This is a genomic window from Atlantibacter hermannii, assembly GCF_009907385.1.
Taxonomy (GTDB): domain Bacteria; phylum Pseudomonadota; class Gammaproteobacteria; order Enterobacterales; family Enterobacteriaceae; genus Atlantibacter; species Atlantibacter hermannii_A.
Window position 1 is genome coordinate 89658 of the sequence record NZ_JAAATR010000049.1, and the last position, 13469, is coordinate 103126.

A 13469-nucleotide genomic window follows, 5' to 3' on the forward strand; every position below is an offset into this window, starting at 1 on the left:
AGCCAGGGTGATTTCCTCCACCCGATTATTCACTTTGGTTTTCATGGCTGCCTTCAGTGATGATCTGATACAGCTCTTCATCGCTTTGTGCCGCGCGCAGGCGGCGGCAAATGGTTTTGTCCGCCAGACGCTTCGCCACTAATGACAGGGTATGCAAATGTGTTTTGGTTTGGTCAGCCGGGACCAGTAAGGCAAACAGAAGATCGACAGGTTGGTTATCAATGGCATCGAAGGCGATAGGCGTTTCAAGCTGCACAAACACACCCACGGCGCGCAACGTATCTTCTTCCAGTTTGCCGTGAGGAATGGCAATGCCGTTGCCAATACCGGTACTGCCCATACGTTCGCGGGTCAGGATCGCTTCAAATACTACCTGAGGCGGCAGGCTTAACTGTTTAGCGGCCAGTTCACTGACAATTTCCAGCGCGCGTTTTTTGCTCTGGCAATGAACGCCGCTGCGGGTACATTCCTGGTTAAGGACACTGCTTAAATCATAAGTCATCATATTTTCACCTAAGCATTCTCAATGCCAACGGCTCGTCGTCAGTGACCACGAGCCGTTGAAACACCAGGTAAACGCCCGGACTCTTAATGTTGTTTTAGTTTATCTTTATGTTTAGTCAATTGACGCGCCAGTTTATCAATAAGCCCGTCGATGGCTGCATACATGTCTTGCCCTTCCGCACTGGCATGGATCTCCCCACCGTTCACATGGAGAGTCGCATCTGAAATATGCGTGACCTTCTCCACTTTCAGCACAATATAGACCTGGTTTATCCTTTCAAAATACTGCTCCAGTTTGGCGAACTTCGTGTTCAAAAACTCGCGCAAAGATTCAGTGATTTCGACGTTATGTCCTGTGATGTTGAGCTGCATAGTGTCTTCCTTATCGGTTATGTCAGACCAGTTGTTTACGCTGGTTAGACGGCGGAATGGACAGAGACTCTCGATATTTGGCGACGGTCCGACGAGCCACCATGATGCCCTGTTCAGACAACATAGAAGTCAGTTTACTGTCGCTCAGGGGTTTTGCCGGATTCTCTCCGGCAATCAATTTCTTAACCAGCGCCCGAATGGCAGTCGAGGAGGCTTCGCCGCCGCCTTCGGTATTAACATGGCTGGAGAAGAAATATTTCAGTTCAAATATGCCGCGCGGGCTATGCAAATATTTCTGGGTCGTGACGCGTGAAATTGTCGATTCGTGCATCTCGACGGCCTGGGCGATATCCGCCAGCACCATCGGCTTCATATGTTCTTCGCCGTGTTCAAAAAACGCCTGTTGTTGCTCGACAATGCAACGGCTGACGCGTAACAGCGTATCGTTACGGCTTTCCAGGCTTTTTATCAGCCAGCGCGCTTCCTGCAGATTGCTGCGGATAAACTGGCCGTCGGCTTCGTTACGCGCGCTGCTTCCCATTGAGGCGTACTGCTGATTGATTTTTAATCGTGGAATGCTGTCGGCGTTCAGTTCTACGGTCCAGACGCCGTTGTGCTTACGGACCAGTACGTCAGGAATGACATATTCCGGCTCGCTGGTTTGGATGGACTGGCCTGGCCGGGGATCGAGGGACTGGATAAAGTTGACCGCTTCTTTCAACACGTCTTCTTTCAATCGCGTGACACGCATCAGCGTGCGAAAATCATGATTGGCCAACAGATCGAGATGGTCGCTGACGATGAGCCGCGACTCTTCCAGCCAGGGGGTATCTTTGGCATATTGCGAAAGCTGGATTAACAGGCAGTCGCGCAAATCGCGGGCAGCGACGCCGACAGGATCAAAACGCTGGATGCGTTTAAGTACCGCTTCGACTTCTTCAATATCGGTTTCGTCATCGCCAATGCTTTCCAGAATATCTTCCAGCGACACGGTGAGATAACCCGTGTCGTCTACGGCATCAACGATAGAGGTGGCAATGGCGCGATCGGTATCGGAAAACGGCGTCAGCTCAACCTGCCACATCAGGTAATCCTGCAGCGACTGGGTGGTTTCGCCCTGATAGACGGGTAGTTCATCATCCTGATAATCCACTCCGTTCCCTGAAGGGGTGCCGGCAGTGTAGATTTCATCCCAGCTGGCGTCTAATGGCAGCTCATCCGGCATCTCTTTCTGTTCGAGTGCGTCAGCGGTATCCAGCGTTTCAGTATCACGGGATTCCTGGGTGTCTATTTCATCATGAAAGTCGGTTTGCTCGAGCAACGGGTTGCTGTCCAGCGCCTGTTGCAGCTCCTGCTGGAGTTCTAACGTAGACAGCTGCAGCAAGCGAATCGCCTGTTGCAGTTGCGGCGTCATGGCAAGCTGTTGGCTCAGCCTCAGTTGCAAACCTTGCTTCATATTCAGAGCAACATTCCTCAGGTTTATACCCTCGCTGTCTTAACCACGCCTGCATCAAAGGCCGACGCAGTGAAGCGGCAAGGGGTACATACGTCAATTATACCTGCACAGGCAGATTCTGAAGCTTCGTCAGGGAGCTTCAACCCTCTGTGATTTGCTCTACCGTATCAGAGTCTGAACTCTTCCCCAAGATACACACGTTTAACCTGTTCGTCTTGCAGGATTTGGTCAGGTGTACCGTGCGCGATCAGGTTGCCCTGGCTCACAATGTAAGCGCGTTCGCACACGGCCAGCGTTTCGCGGACGTTATGGTCAGTAATCAGCACCCCCAGACCACTGTCGCGCAGATGCTCGATAATACGTTTAATATCAATCACTGAGATGGGATCTACCCCAGCAAATGGCTCATCAAGCAGAATAAATTTTGGGTTTGCCGCAAGCGCACGGGCGATTTCGACACGGCGACGTTCACCACCGGACAGCGACTGACCGAGGCTGTTTCGCAGATGGTCGATGTGAAACTCTTCCATCAGTTCGACGGCGCGATCCTGACGCTGCTCGCTGGTGAGATCGTCACGGATTTGCAGTACCGCCATCAGGTTGTCATAGACGCTTAAACGACGGAAAATCGACGCTTCCTGGGGGAGGTAACCGATGCCGCGACGGGCGCGGGCATGCAGAGGCAGCAGGCTGATATCTTCGTCATCAATGATGATATTCCCGGCATCGCGCGGGACAATGCCTACTACCATATAAAACGTGGTGGTCTTGCCCGCACCGTTTGGTCCAAGCAGACCAACAATTTCGCCTGAATTCACCGTCAGGCTGACATCCTCGACGACGCGGCGGCCTTTATAGGCTTTCGCGAGGTTTTTCGCTGTTAATGTTGCCATAAAAAATTAGTTACTCTTATTGGGCGCAGGCGCATTGGCGGGTTTGTTCTTATCCTGCAGTTGCGATGGCACCAGCACGGTGGTCACGCGTCTGCCTTTGTCGCTGAACGCCTGCATCTTCTGCTCTTTGACCAGATAGGTGATCTTGTCACCCTTGATGTTGCTGTCCAGTTGCTCAAGGAAGGCGTTGCCCGTCAGGACGACAAAGTCATTCTGCAGCTCGTAGTGCATGGTATCAGCATGACCTTTTACCGGCTTGCCGTTGTCCTGCATTTGAAAGAACGTGGCGGGTTTGCCGTAGCCGTCGATCACCTCTTTGCCGCTCTCGCCACCCGGACGGGTCACGACCACTTTATCGGCATTGATTTTGATCGTGCCCTGAGTCACGACAACATTCCCCGTAAAGGTCACCACATTGCCCTGCATATCCAGCGACTGTTGATCGGACTCGATATGAATCGGCTGATCGGTGTCACCGGTCAAGGCCAGCGCAGGAAAAGTCGCCGCCAGCAACGCACCGGATAAGGCAATTTTAAGGCTGAGTTTGTTTATTTGGAATTTCATAGGACGTTCTAACCTTTTCAATCAGCTCGGCAGTTTTGCTGCGTAAATTTCCGCGCATTTTCAGGCCGCTGGAGTTAAAGCTGGTGCCGTATAACGTCACCAGATCGTCTGACGCAACATCCTGCGTCAGTAGATTAATCTGCGCGTTATCGGTAGTAATTTTGCGTAATTGCGCTTCAGGCGTGAGCGCGTCTACAACCACATTGCCATACAGATAAAGCATCCGGTCATTAGTCAGTTTGGCTTTATCTGACTTGATTGACCAGGTCGGAATTTTATTGGCATCCAGCATGATCATGACGGGTTTTGTAAACCATGACACGCCACTATCAGAAAAGTATTCAACGTGTTGCGCTTCCAGCTGGTAATTCAGCGCCCCTTCAGGACTATACACCAGCGTGTTGGAGTGCTCACTTTGATAAGTCGGTTCGTTGTCATTATTAACGACCTGCGTCGCGTCATCCTGGTTTGTCAGATTTATGCCGATCAAAACCAATGCGACCAGCGCGAGCAGAATAATAACCCAACGTCTGGTTTTACTCATATCGATTGCCCTTTGGCGTCTTCCAGTTTGCCCTGCGCCAGCAGTAACAGATCGCACACTTCACGTACCGCGCCCCGGCCGCCAGCAATGTGGGTAACATAATCCGCGCGCGGCGTCAGTAAGGGGTGTGCATCGGAAACCGCCACGCTGAGCCCCACTTCCGCCATCACCGGCCAGTCAATCAAATCATCGCCGACATAAGCGACCTGCTGTGCCGTTAACGAGAGATTTTCCAGCAGCTCGCGATACGCGACCAGTTTATCCGACTGGCCCTGATACAAGTGTTTGATCTTCAATGTAGCGCAACGGTCTTCCAGCAGTTTCGCTTTACGACCGGTAATAATGGCGACTTCAATACCCGAGGTCAGCGCGCAGCGTATGCCATAGCCATCGCGCACATTGAACGCTTTGAGCTCTTCGCCATTATTGCCCATATAAATCAGGCCATCAGACATGACGCCGTCGACGTCCAGAATCAACAGGCGAATCTTCTGCGCCTTGTGAATGACTTTTGCGCTCACCGGCCCGTAGCAGGTGGTGATAGCAGCATCATGATTACTCATTAACGACTTATCCTTCATTACACTACGCCAGCGCGTAGCAGATCGTGCATATGTACCACACCCATTAACAGGTCGCCATCCGCCACCAGAACGGAGGTAATATGCCGTGATTGCATCAGGTTCAACGCATCCACCGCCAGGGTGCCGGGACGAACGCGTACACCGCCGGGCGTCATCACTTCGGCAATACTCAGGGCGCGCACATCGGCATCCATATCCAGTACGCGACGTAAATCACCATCGGTAAAGATGCCTTCGATTTGCATCAGGTCATCACAAATCACCACCATGCCCAGCCCTTTACGGGTAATAACCAACAGTGCATCGCGCAAAGACGCGGCTTTGCTGACATGCGGGATTTCGTCGCCGCTGTGCATAATATCGTTAACGCGCAGCAAGAGCTTACGCCCCAGAGCCCCGCCGGGGTGGGAGAGCGCAAAATCTTCCGCCGTAAAACCGCGTGCTTTTAATAGCGCGACAGCCAGCGCATCGCCCATCACTAAGGTAGCGGTCGTGCTGGTGGTGGGTGCCAGTCCTAACGGGCAGGCCTCCTGCGGTACGTGGATGCACAGATGAATATCCGCCGCTTTTGCCATGGTGCTTTCCGGGCGGCTGGTCATACAGATTAACGGCACCCGCAGGCGCTTCAGCACCGGGATCAGGGCGAGTATTTCATTGGATTCGCCAGAGTTAGAAATAGCGATGACCACGTCCTGGGCGGTGACCATGCCGAGATCGCCATGGCTGGCTTCGCCAGGATGAACGAAGAAAGCAGGCGTACCGGTGCTGGCAAACGTCGCCGCCATTTTTTTACCGATATGGCCGGATTTGCCCATCCCCATTACGATCACTTTGCCTGCGCAGTAAAACATCAGTTCGCAGGCTTTCACAAAATCGTCATTGATGTACTGATCAAGCTGTGCCAGACCTTCACGTTCAATATCCAGGACGTCTTTCCCGGCCCGTTGAAAGTCAAAACCCGGCTGCAAATCTATGTGCGACATATGCGTTTCCGATTCATCCAATGAGATAAGATGAGCCCCAAAAAAGCAGCGCCATCCATAATACAAAACCGATTAACAATCCTGCGCCGGTGCGTTTGCCGATATGGCGAGCGCGCCGCCAGCAAAGCAGGGCAAAAAGGGCGCTGACCCCCAGCATTACCCCATAATCACGGCTAAAGGCGAGGGTGTTGATAGCGCCTGGCGCCAGCAGCGCCGGTAAACCCAACACGATGGCAATATTATAAATGCTGGAGCCGATGATGTTACCGATAGCGATATCATCTTCCCCTTTACGCACACCTGCAATTGCCGTGGCCAGCTCTGGCAAACTGGTGCCGATGGCGATCACCGTCAGGCCAATTGTTAATTCATCAACGGCAAAGTAATGCGCCACCACCGTCGCGTTGTCGATCACCATGCGCGTAGCCATGGGCATAATAATCAATGCCACGGCGAGCCACAGAAACGCGACTGACACGTTGCCGCCACGAGGCAATTCAGCCAACTGTTCGCGCGTCAGGCTATCATTGCCCTGTTGTTGCGCCAGCTTTGCGATTTTAACGATAAACCACAGGTAACACACGGCAATCAGTAATAAAACTATGCCATCGGTACGCGAAAGGGCGCCGTCATAAAGAAACAAGCCTGCCAGCGCGCTCATCAGCAACATTAGCGGCAATTCATGGCGAAGAATATCGGAATGCACGGTAAATGGATGCAGTAATGCCGCCAGACCAACGATGAGCAGAATATTGGTGATATTAGAGCCCAGTGCCGTTCCCACAGCTAAATCCAGTTGACCATGAAGCGCCGCCGCCACCGATACCATAATTTCTGGTAGCGATGTCCCGACGCTCACGACCGTCATGCCGACAATTAATGGGGGAATATTAATGGCGCGACACAGCAACGAAGCCGCGAAAACCAGTCTATCGGCGCTATAAACCACCAGAAATAAACCAATTATTAACAGCATCGTTGCTAACAGCATGCAAAGTCCTTTCTTCAGGTATAATCGCCGGCCCACTTTACCTGATGTACTGGCCGCTCAGAGGGAAAGACTCAGGATGGTTGTGAATTCTTAATTCTGACTTTTAGTGTCCGAAAAGTAAAACAAATGCCAGCTTTGGCTAACTCTGGTGGGTAATATTCTGTAAAAATATTGGGTTTATGGTGAAGTTACGCGCCATGCTTAACCTGAAATCACTTAAAGGATAAGTCGATGAGCCAGGCTGACTCAAATCTGGTTGAGATCCAGGGGATGCGTTTTACCCGCGGGAACCGTTGTATCTTTGATGATATTTCGCTAACCGTACCCCGTGGAAAAATTACGGCTATCATGGGGCCGTCTGGTATTGGTAAAACCACACTTCTGCGTCTGATTGGCGGCCAGATTCAACCCGATTGCGGCGAAATTTTATTTGATGGCGAGAATATTCCCGCCATGACGCGCTCACGCCTGTACACGGTACGTAAGCGTATGAGCATGCTTTTTCAGTCCGGCGCGCTGTTTACTGATATGAACGTCTACGAAAACGTGGCTTACCCGCTGCGGGAGCATACGCATCTGCCTGCGCCGCTGCTGAAAAGCACCGTAATGATGAAACTCGAAGCCGTCGGGCTGCGCGGCGCCGCGAAGCTTATGCCGTCGGAGCTCTCAGGCGGAATGGCGCGACGTGCGGCGCTGGCGCGGGCCATTGCCCTTGAGCCGGATCTGATTATGTTTGATGAGCCGTTTGTTGGACAGGATCCCATCACGATGGGGGTGCTGGTCAAACTGATTTCCGAGCTGAACAGCTCGCTGGGCGTCACCTGCATTGTGGTGTCGCACGATGTGCCTGAAGTGCTAAGTATCGCGGATTACGCTTATATTGTTGCTGATAAACGTATCGTCGCTCACGGGCAGGCCCAGGCGCTGCAAACGAATACTGACCCGCGCGTCAGGCAGTTCCTGGATGGCAACGCCGACGGGCCGGTCCCCTTCCGCTATCCTGCTGGCGATTACCAGCACGATCTTTTACCTGGTACAGGGAGTTAAGCCGCTCATGCTGTTAAATGCACTGGCATCGTTAGGCCATCGCACGCTGAAAAGCTGCGCGTCCTTTGGTCGTGCCGGTTTAATGCTATTCAATGCGCTGATTGGGAAACCGGAGTTCCGTAAGCATACCCCGCTCTTGCTGCGCCAGCTGTATAACGTCGGCGTGCTGTCGATGGTTATCATTTTGGTTTCCGGCGTTTTTATCGGCATGGTGTTGGGGTTGCAGGGCTATCTGGTGTTAACCACCTATAGCGCAGAAACCAGTCTCGGCATGCTGGTGGCGCTGTCATTATTACGTGAACTGGGGCCGGTGGTGGCCGCGCTATTGTTCGCCGGGCGAGCCGGTTCGGCGCTGACGGCGGAAATTGGCCTGATGCGCGCCACCGAACAGCTTTCCAGTATGGAAATGATGGCGGTCGACCCGTTACGCCGGGTTATTTCACCGCGCTTTTGGGCGGGGGTGATTTCATTGCCGCTGTTGACCATCATTTTCGTCGCCGTGGGGATTTGGGGCGGCGCGCTGGTAGGCGTCAGCTGGAAAGGTATTGATGCCGGCTTCTACTGGTCGGCGATGCAAAGCGCCATCGACTGGCGCATGGATCTGGTCAACTGCCTGATTAAAAGTGTCGTTTTCGCCATTACGGTAACGTGGATCGCGTTATTCAATGGTTATGATGCTATCCCGACTTCAGCAGGGATTAGCCGGGCAACTACACGTACTGTTGTGCACGCATCGCTGGCCGTTCTTGGCCTGGATTTTGTGCTTACTGCACTGATGTTTGGGAATTAAGTCATGCAAACGAAGAAAACTGAAATCTGGGTCGGCGTTTTTATGCTGGTGGCACTGCTGGCGGCGCTGTTTATTTGCCTGAAAGTGGCGAACGTCACGTCAATGCGCACGGAGCCGACGTACCGCATCTATGCCACTTTCGATAATATCGGCGGCCTGAAAGCCCGTTCGCCGGTGCGTGTTGGCGGGGTGGTGATTGGCCGGGTAGCGGATATCGAACTCGACCCGAAAACCTATTTACCGCGTGTCGCCATGGACATTGAAGATCGCTATAACCAGATCCCGGACACCAGTTCCCTTTCAATCCGCACTTCCGGTCTGTTAGGCGAGCAGTATCTGGCATTGAATATCGGTTTTGACGATCCTGAGCTAGGATCTTCAATTCTGAAAGATGGCGGCACCATTCAGGACACCAAATCCGCCATCGTACTCGAAGACCTGATTGGTCAGTTCTTGTACAAAAACAACAGTGGCGAGAATCAGAATCCAGGCGATGCGCCAGCGCCTGGCGCCGAACATACTGAATCAATGCCTCAAAACGGCACGACGAACTAACTGGAGAATCACACTATGTTTAAACGTCTGTTAATGGTTGCCATGCTGGTGATTGCCCCGTTGGCGCACGCGGCCGATCAGTCAAATCCCTACAAGCTGATGACGGAAGCGGCCCAGAAAACCTTTGATCGTCTTAAAAACGAGCAACCGCAAATTCGGAAAAACCCGGACTACCTGCGCCAGGTGGTGGATCAGGAGCTGCTGCCTTATGTTCAGGTGAAATACGCCGGAGCACTGGTGTTGGGCCGCTATTATAAAGAGGCCACGCCTGCACAGCGTGACGCCTATTTCGCCGCGTTCCGCGAATATCTGAAACAGGCGTATGGCCAGGCGTTGGCGATGTATCACGGCCAAACCTACCAGATCGCTCCTGAACAGCCGCTGGGCGATGCGACGATCGTGCCGATTCGCGTCACCATCGTCGATCCTAACGGTCGTCCGCCAGTACGTCTGGATTTCCAGTGGCGTAAAAACAGCCAAACTGGCAACTGGCAGGCGTATGACATGATTGCCGAAGGCGTCAGTATGATCACCACCAAGCAAAACGAATGGAGTGACCTGCTGCGTACCAAAGGCATTGATGGTTTGACCGCGCAGTTGCAGTCTATTTCTCGTCAACCGATCACGCTGGACGATAAGAAATAATGGCAGACACGCTGGAGTGGCAACGTGAAGGAGAACGGTTGATTCTGCGTGGCGAACTCGATCAGGAGACCGTGGTCGCGCTGTGGGAACAGCGCGAAGCGGCGATGGCAGGCATTGATGTCATCGATCTTAACGCGCTGCAACGTGTTGATACGTCCGGCCTGGCGCTGTTACTGCACCTGGTTGATACTGGACGGCAGGGGGGGAGAGCCGTGAGCCTGGCCGGGATAAGCGATAACCTGGCCACCCTTGCAAAGCTTTATAACCTGCCTGACAGGCTTTTACCTGCTACGGTATCCTAATCTTTTCAGTACATTACTCCGAAAGCCTCGCAAACAATGATTGCGAGGCTTTTTGTTTGTTTAAGCGCGCCTCACTTTCCTCTAAAATGTTTGGCCTGTTTTCACTTAACGACCAATAGAGATCCCCATGGAAAATCATGAAATCCAGACAGTGCTGATGAACGCACTGCCCCTTCAGGAAGTTCACGTCACCGGCGACGGCAGCCACTTCCAGGTTATTGCAGTGGGTGACCTGTTTGCAGAAATGAGCCGGGTGAAAAAACAGCAGACGGTTTACGGACCGCTGATGGGCCTGATCGCCGAAAACCGCATTCATGCGGTGTCTATCAAAACGTACACGCCGCAAGAGTGGGCGCGCGATCGTAAATTAAGTGGTTTCTAAGCTGTGGGCCTGGTGCCGGCAGCCTGTGTGATTATTAAGAGATAAATTTCCATGGATAAATTTCGTGTACAAGGTCCGTGCCGGCTTCAGGGCGAGGTGACGATTTCCGGCGCTAAAAACGCGGCGCTGCCGATCCTGTTCGCCGCGCTGCTGGCTGAGGAGCCGGTTGAAATCCAGAACGTACCGCAGCTGAAAGACATTGATACCACCATGAAACTGCTGAGCCAACTGGGTACTAAAGTTGAGCGCAACGGTTCCGTGTGGATTGATGCCAGCAGCGTCAATATTTTCTGTGCGCCCTACGAGCTGGTGAAAACTATGCGCGCCTCTATCTGGGCGTTAGGGCCGCTGGTCGCGCGTTTTGGCCAGGGCCAGGTTTCTCTGCCGGGCGGCTGCGCGATCGGCGCGCGTCCGGTGGATCTGCATATTGTCGGCCTTGAGCAACTGGGCGCTGAGATCAAACTGGAAGAGGGCTATGTGAAAGCCTCTGTTCAGGGCCGTCTGAAAGGCGCGCATATCGTTATGGATAAAGTTAGCGTTGGCGCAACGGTGACCATTATGTCCGCAGCGACGCTGGCTGAAGGCACCACGATTATTGAAAACGCCGCGCGCGAGCCTGAAATCGTCGATACCGCCAACTTCCTGAATACCCTGGGTGCGAAAATCACCGGAATGGGAACGGACCGCATTGTTATTGAAGGCGTCGAACGCCTGGGCGGCGGGGTTTACCGTGTTCTACCGGACCGTATTGAAACCGGCACCTTCCTGGTGGCTGCTGCAATTTCCGGTGGTAAAGTGGTGTGCCGCAATACCCGCCCGGATACCCTGGACGCCGTGCTGTCGAAGCTGCGTGAAGCGGGTGCCGATATCGAAGTGGGCGAAGACTGGATTAGCCTGGATATGCACGGCAAGCGTCCAAAAGCGGTCAACGTGCGCACCGCGCCGCATCCGGCATTCCCAACCGATATGCAGGCGCAGTTCACCCTGTTGAACCTGGTAGCGGAAGGTACCGGTGTGATCACCGAAACCATTTTCGAAAACCGCTTTATGCACGTGCCTGAACTGATCCGTATGGGCGCGCATGCTGAAATCGAGAGCAATACCGTGATCTGCCACGGTGTGGAAAAACTGTCCGGGGCACAGGTAATGGCGACGGATTTACGCGCTTCGGCGAGCCTGGTGCTGGCAGGGTGTATTGCTCAGGGCTCGACCTATGTCGATCGCATTTACCATATCGACCGTGGATATGAGCGCATTGAGGAAAAATTACGCGGCTTGGGTGCCAGTATCGAGCGTGTAAAATCCAGTTGATTCTGATAATGGCGCATTAATTGCGCCATTAACCAGCCTGTAAGCCGGGGATTATCCCGGCTTTTTTTATCGCGATCGAATCAGTTGCGAGCGATCGATAAACTCGTGGGTGTTAGGGTCATAATAACGGGATGGCCAGATCAGCCAGGGCTCTACTCCCAGTGCATCGGCAATGATACGTTCCCCTTTGGGCCATGGGCGTGTTAGCGCGTTAGCCAGTGTGGAAGAACTCAACCCTGCTTTACGTGACTCAGCCGCTAAAGAGGTCCCCCTTTTGCGTAACCCGGCAATAATGTCGGCCGGATGCCAGTCTGTAACTTTCTTTTGCATGTTTTCCCTCTATACAAAATGATGCGATCTTTCGCCTGCTGTTTTCTCCTGTCACAGATATAACATGAAAAGTTCCTAATGGTTCTTGTTAGTTTTGGATATAACCAGAAGTGTGCACAGATACGCACTATTTGATGCAAGCGATGTGAGTTTCAGAAGAAAATTTCTGCGCCGGACGGCGCAGAAATGAGAGAAGCAAGTAGATTAATGGTCGCGCTGAACAGACATATGTGCCAGGGCGATTAATGCCTCGCGGTATGGCGTATCTGGCAGTACATCCAGAGCCGCGATGGCTTTATCCGCCTCTTCTTCAGCACGCTGACGGGTCCACTCCAGCGAGCCGCATTCCGCCATGGTGTGAAGCACCGGATCGAGAAGGTGACGGCCACTGCCCTGTTGAATCGCATCGCGAATCATCTTTGCCTGATCCTCGGTACCATTCCACATGGCGTGCAACAGCGGCAGCGTGGGCTTCCCTTCATTGAGATCGTCGCCGACGTTTTTACCCAACCGCTCGCCGTCCGCGCTGTAATCCAGCAAGTCGTCGATGAGCTGGAACGCAGTGCCCAGATAGCGCCCATAATCCTGTAGCGCTTTCTCCTGAACGTCGCTGGCGCCTGCCAGGATGCCGGAGCACTGAGATGCCGCTTCGAACAAACGCGCGGTTTTACTGTAGATAACGCGCATGTAGCTTTCTTCAGTGATATCCGGATCGTTGACGTTCATTAGCTGAAGCACTTCACCTTCGGCAATGACGTTGACGGCCTCTGACATGACGCCCAGCACTTTTAGCGAACCGAGCTGAGTCATCATTTGAAACGCGCGCGTGTAAATAAAATCGCCCACCAGTACGCTGGCGGCGTTGCCAAAAGCTGCGTTTGCCGTCGCTTTACCTCGACGCATATCGGATTCATCCACCACATCATCGTGCAGCAGCGTGGCGGTATGAATGAACTCGATCAGCGCCGCAATGGTCACGTGCGCGTTGCCCTGGTAATTGAGCGCGCGCGCGGAAAGCACGGCAATCATCGGGCGGATGCGCTTACCGCCGCCGCTCACGATGTAATAGCCTAACTGGTTGATAAGCTGAACATCCGAGTTGAGTTGCTCCAGGATGGTCGCATTCACGCCCGCCATATCTTGCGCGGTTAACTCATTAATTTTTTCTAAATTCATCGCAAAAGTCTGGCTATCGTCCTGTTTACCACAAGTAACA

Annotated in this window: 18 protein-coding genes; 7 read left to right on the forward strand and 11 right to left on the reverse strand. The window is 53.1% G+C overall.

Features of this window, described 5'->3' with window-relative positions; genetic code table 11:
• Nucleotides 1-25: 25 nt before the first annotated feature.
• The 9 genes from ptsN to GV764_RS14000 form a co-directional block, all read right to left on the reverse strand.
• Nucleotides 26-505: a PTS IIA-like nitrogen regulatory protein PtsN gene (gene ptsN, locus GV764_RS13960; protein ID WP_125294225.1), complete on the reverse strand. Its 480-nt coding sequence runs from the start codon at nucleotides 503-505 to the stop codon at nucleotides 26-28.
• 83 nt (nucleotides 506-588) lie between these two features.
• Nucleotides 589-876: a ribosome hibernation promoting factor gene (hpf, locus tag GV764_RS13965; RefSeq protein ID WP_125294226.1), complete on the reverse strand. Its 288-nt coding sequence runs from the start codon at nucleotides 874-876 to the stop codon at nucleotides 589-591.
• 22 nt (nucleotides 877-898) lie between these two features.
• On the reverse strand, nucleotides 899-2332 hold the full coding sequence (gene rpoN / locus GV764_RS13970; protein ID WP_161660682.1) for an RNA polymerase factor sigma-54: 1434 nt from the start codon (nucleotides 2330-2332) through the stop codon (nucleotides 899-901).
• A 167-nt stretch (nucleotides 2333-2499) separates the two neighbouring features.
• On the reverse strand, nucleotides 2500-3225 hold the full coding sequence (gene lptB / locus GV764_RS13975) for an LPS export ABC transporter ATP-binding protein (RefSeq protein ID WP_161660683.1): 726 nt from the start codon (nucleotides 3223-3225) through the stop codon (nucleotides 2500-2502).
• 6 nt (nucleotides 3226-3231) lie between these two features.
• On the reverse strand, nucleotides 3232-3789 hold the full coding sequence (gene lptA / locus GV764_RS13980; RefSeq protein WP_161660684.1) for a lipopolysaccharide ABC transporter substrate-binding protein LptA: 558 nt from the start codon (nucleotides 3787-3789) through the stop codon (nucleotides 3232-3234).
• The gene (gene lptC / locus GV764_RS13985; RefSeq protein ID WP_161660757.1) at nucleotides 3758-4333 is read right to left on the reverse strand and encodes an LPS export ABC transporter periplasmic protein LptC; all 576 of its coding nucleotides are present in this window, start codon (nucleotides 4331-4333) and stop codon (nucleotides 3758-3760) included. The genes lptA and lptC overlap by 32 nt, the downstream gene beginning before the upstream one ends.
• Complete coding sequence (gene kdsC / locus GV764_RS13990) at nucleotides 4330-4896, reverse strand: 3-deoxy-manno-octulosonate-8-phosphatase KdsC (protein WP_161660685.1); 567 nt, start codon at nucleotides 4894-4896, stop codon at nucleotides 4330-4332. The genes lptC and kdsC overlap by 4 nt, the downstream gene beginning before the upstream one ends.
• 17 nt (nucleotides 4897-4913) lie before the next feature.
• Nucleotides 4914-5900, reverse strand: a complete 987-nt coding sequence (kdsD, locus tag GV764_RS13995) for an arabinose-5-phosphate isomerase KdsD (protein ID WP_161660686.1) — start codon at nucleotides 5898-5900, stop codon at nucleotides 4914-4916.
• Nucleotides 5901-5913: 13 nt separating this feature from the next.
• Complete coding sequence (locus tag GV764_RS14000; RefSeq protein WP_161660687.1) at nucleotides 5914-6891, reverse strand: calcium/sodium antiporter; 978 nt, start codon at nucleotides 6889-6891, stop codon at nucleotides 5914-5916.
• 231 nt (nucleotides 6892-7122) lie between these two features.
• Here GV764_RS14000 and mlaF point away from each other — a divergent pair, with 231 nt between their 5' ends.
• The 7 genes from mlaF (at nucleotide 7123) to murA (ending at nucleotide 11923) form a co-directional block, all read left to right on the forward strand.
• Entirely contained in the window at nucleotides 7123-7938 is an 816-nt protein-coding gene (mlaF, locus tag GV764_RS14005) for a phospholipid ABC transporter ATP-binding protein MlaF (RefSeq protein ID WP_125294234.1), read from the forward strand.
• A 7-nt stretch (nucleotides 7939-7945) separates the two neighbouring features.
• Nucleotides 7946-8728 carry a lipid asymmetry maintenance ABC transporter permease subunit MlaE gene (mlaE, locus tag GV764_RS14010; protein WP_125294324.1) on the forward strand — a complete coding sequence of 261 codons (783 nt, stop codon included), beginning with the start codon at nucleotides 7946-7948 and terminating at the stop codon, nucleotides 8726-8728.
• Between the two features lie 3 nt (nucleotides 8729-8731).
• Nucleotides 8732-9283 (forward strand): outer membrane lipid asymmetry maintenance protein MlaD, encoded by a 552-nt coding sequence (gene mlaD, locus GV764_RS14015; protein ID WP_161660688.1) that lies wholly within the window; start codon nucleotides 8732-8734, stop codon nucleotides 9281-9283.
• 15 nt (nucleotides 9284-9298) lie between these two features.
• Nucleotides 9299-9928 carry a phospholipid-binding protein MlaC gene (mlaC, locus tag GV764_RS14020; protein ID WP_161660689.1) on the forward strand — a complete coding sequence of 210 codons (630 nt, stop codon included), beginning with the start codon at nucleotides 9299-9301 and terminating at the stop codon, nucleotides 9926-9928.
• Nucleotides 9928-10230: a lipid asymmetry maintenance protein MlaB gene (mlaB, locus tag GV764_RS14025; protein WP_161660690.1), complete on the forward strand. Its 303-nt coding sequence runs from the start codon at nucleotides 9928-9930 to the stop codon at nucleotides 10228-10230. Before mlaC ends, mlaB begins: the two co-directional genes overlap by 1 nt.
• Nucleotides 10231-10357: 127 nt before the next feature.
• Complete coding sequence (gene ibaG, locus GV764_RS14030) at nucleotides 10358-10612, forward strand: BolA family iron metabolism protein IbaG (RefSeq protein ID WP_002434217.1); 255 nt, start codon at nucleotides 10358-10360, stop codon at nucleotides 10610-10612.
• A 51-nt stretch (nucleotides 10613-10663) separates the two neighbouring features.
• Nucleotides 10664-11923, forward strand: coding sequence for a UDP-N-acetylglucosamine 1-carboxyvinyltransferase (gene murA / locus GV764_RS14035; protein WP_161660691.1), 1260 nt, complete (start codon nucleotides 10664-10666; stop codon nucleotides 11921-11923).
• A gap of 66 nt (nucleotides 11924-11989) precedes the next feature.
• Here murA and sfsB read toward each other — a convergent pair whose 3' ends face one another.
• Both sfsB and ispB read right to left on the reverse strand, forming a co-directional pair.
• The gene (gene sfsB / locus GV764_RS14040) at nucleotides 11990-12253 is read right to left on the reverse strand and encodes a DNA-binding transcriptional regulator SfsB (protein ID WP_125294239.1); all 264 of its coding nucleotides are present in this window, start codon (nucleotides 12251-12253) and stop codon (nucleotides 11990-11992) included.
• 204 nt (nucleotides 12254-12457) lie between these two features.
• Nucleotides 12458-13429 (reverse strand): octaprenyl diphosphate synthase, encoded by a 972-nt coding sequence (gene ispB, locus GV764_RS14045; protein ID WP_161660692.1) that lies wholly within the window; start codon nucleotides 13427-13429, stop codon nucleotides 12458-12460.
• Between the last annotated feature and the right edge of the window lie 40 nt (nucleotides 13430-13469).

Coding starts and splice junctions, on each gene's coding strand:
- lptC (WP_161660757.1), bottom strand. CDS start 4,333: ATGAGTAAAACCAGACGTTGGGTTATTATTCTGCTCGCGCTGGTCGCA.
- kdsD (WP_161660686.1), bottom strand. CDS start 5,900: ATGTCGCACATAGATTTGCAGCCGGGTTTTGACTTTCAACGGGCCGGG.
- ispB (WP_161660692.1), bottom strand. CDS start 13,429: ATGAATTTAGAAAAAATTAATGAGTTAACCGCGCAAGATATGGCGGGC.
- lptA (WP_161660684.1), bottom strand. CDS start 3,789: ATGAAATTCCAAATAAACAAACTCAGCCTTAAAATTGCCTTATCCGGT.
- lptB (WP_161660683.1), bottom strand. CDS start 3,225: ATGGCAACATTAACAGCGAAAAACCTCGCGAAAGCCTATAAAGGCCGC.
- mlaB (WP_161660690.1), top strand. CDS start 9,928: ATGGCAGACACGCTGGAGTGGCAACGTGAAGGAGAACGGTTGATTCTG.
- hpf (WP_125294226.1), bottom strand. CDS start 876: ATGCAGCTCAACATCACAGGACATAACGTCGAAATCACTGAATCTTTG.
- ibaG (WP_002434217.1), top strand. CDS start 10,358: ATGGAAAATCATGAAATCCAGACAGTGCTGATGAACGCACTGCCCCTT.
- mlaD (WP_161660688.1), top strand. CDS start 8,732: ATGCAAACGAAGAAAACTGAAATCTGGGTCGGCGTTTTTATGCTGGTG.
- kdsC (WP_161660685.1), bottom strand. CDS start 4,896: ATGAGTAATCATGATGCTGCTATCACCACCTGCTACGGGCCGGTGAGC.
- sfsB (WP_125294239.1), bottom strand. CDS start 12,253: ATGCAAAAGAAAGTTACAGACTGGCATCCGGCCGACATTATTGCCGGG.
- GV764_RS14000 (WP_161660687.1), bottom strand. CDS start 6,891: ATGCTGTTAGCAACGATGCTGTTAATAATTGGTTTATTTCTGGTGGTT.
- rpoN (WP_161660682.1), bottom strand. CDS start 2,332: ATGAAGCAAGGTTTGCAACTGAGGCTGAGCCAACAGCTTGCCATGACG.
- mlaE (WP_125294324.1), top strand. CDS start 7,946: ATGCTGTTAAATGCACTGGCATCGTTAGGCCATCGCACGCTGAAAAGC.
- murA (WP_161660691.1), top strand. CDS start 10,664: ATGGATAAATTTCGTGTACAAGGTCCGTGCCGGCTTCAGGGCGAGGTG.
- mlaC (WP_161660689.1), top strand. CDS start 9,299: ATGTTTAAACGTCTGTTAATGGTTGCCATGCTGGTGATTGCCCCGTTG.
- mlaF (WP_125294234.1), top strand. CDS start 7,123: ATGAGCCAGGCTGACTCAAATCTGGTTGAGATCCAGGGGATGCGTTTT.
- ptsN (WP_125294225.1), bottom strand. CDS start 505: ATGATGACTTATGATTTAAGCAGTGTCCTTAACCAGGAATGTACCCGC.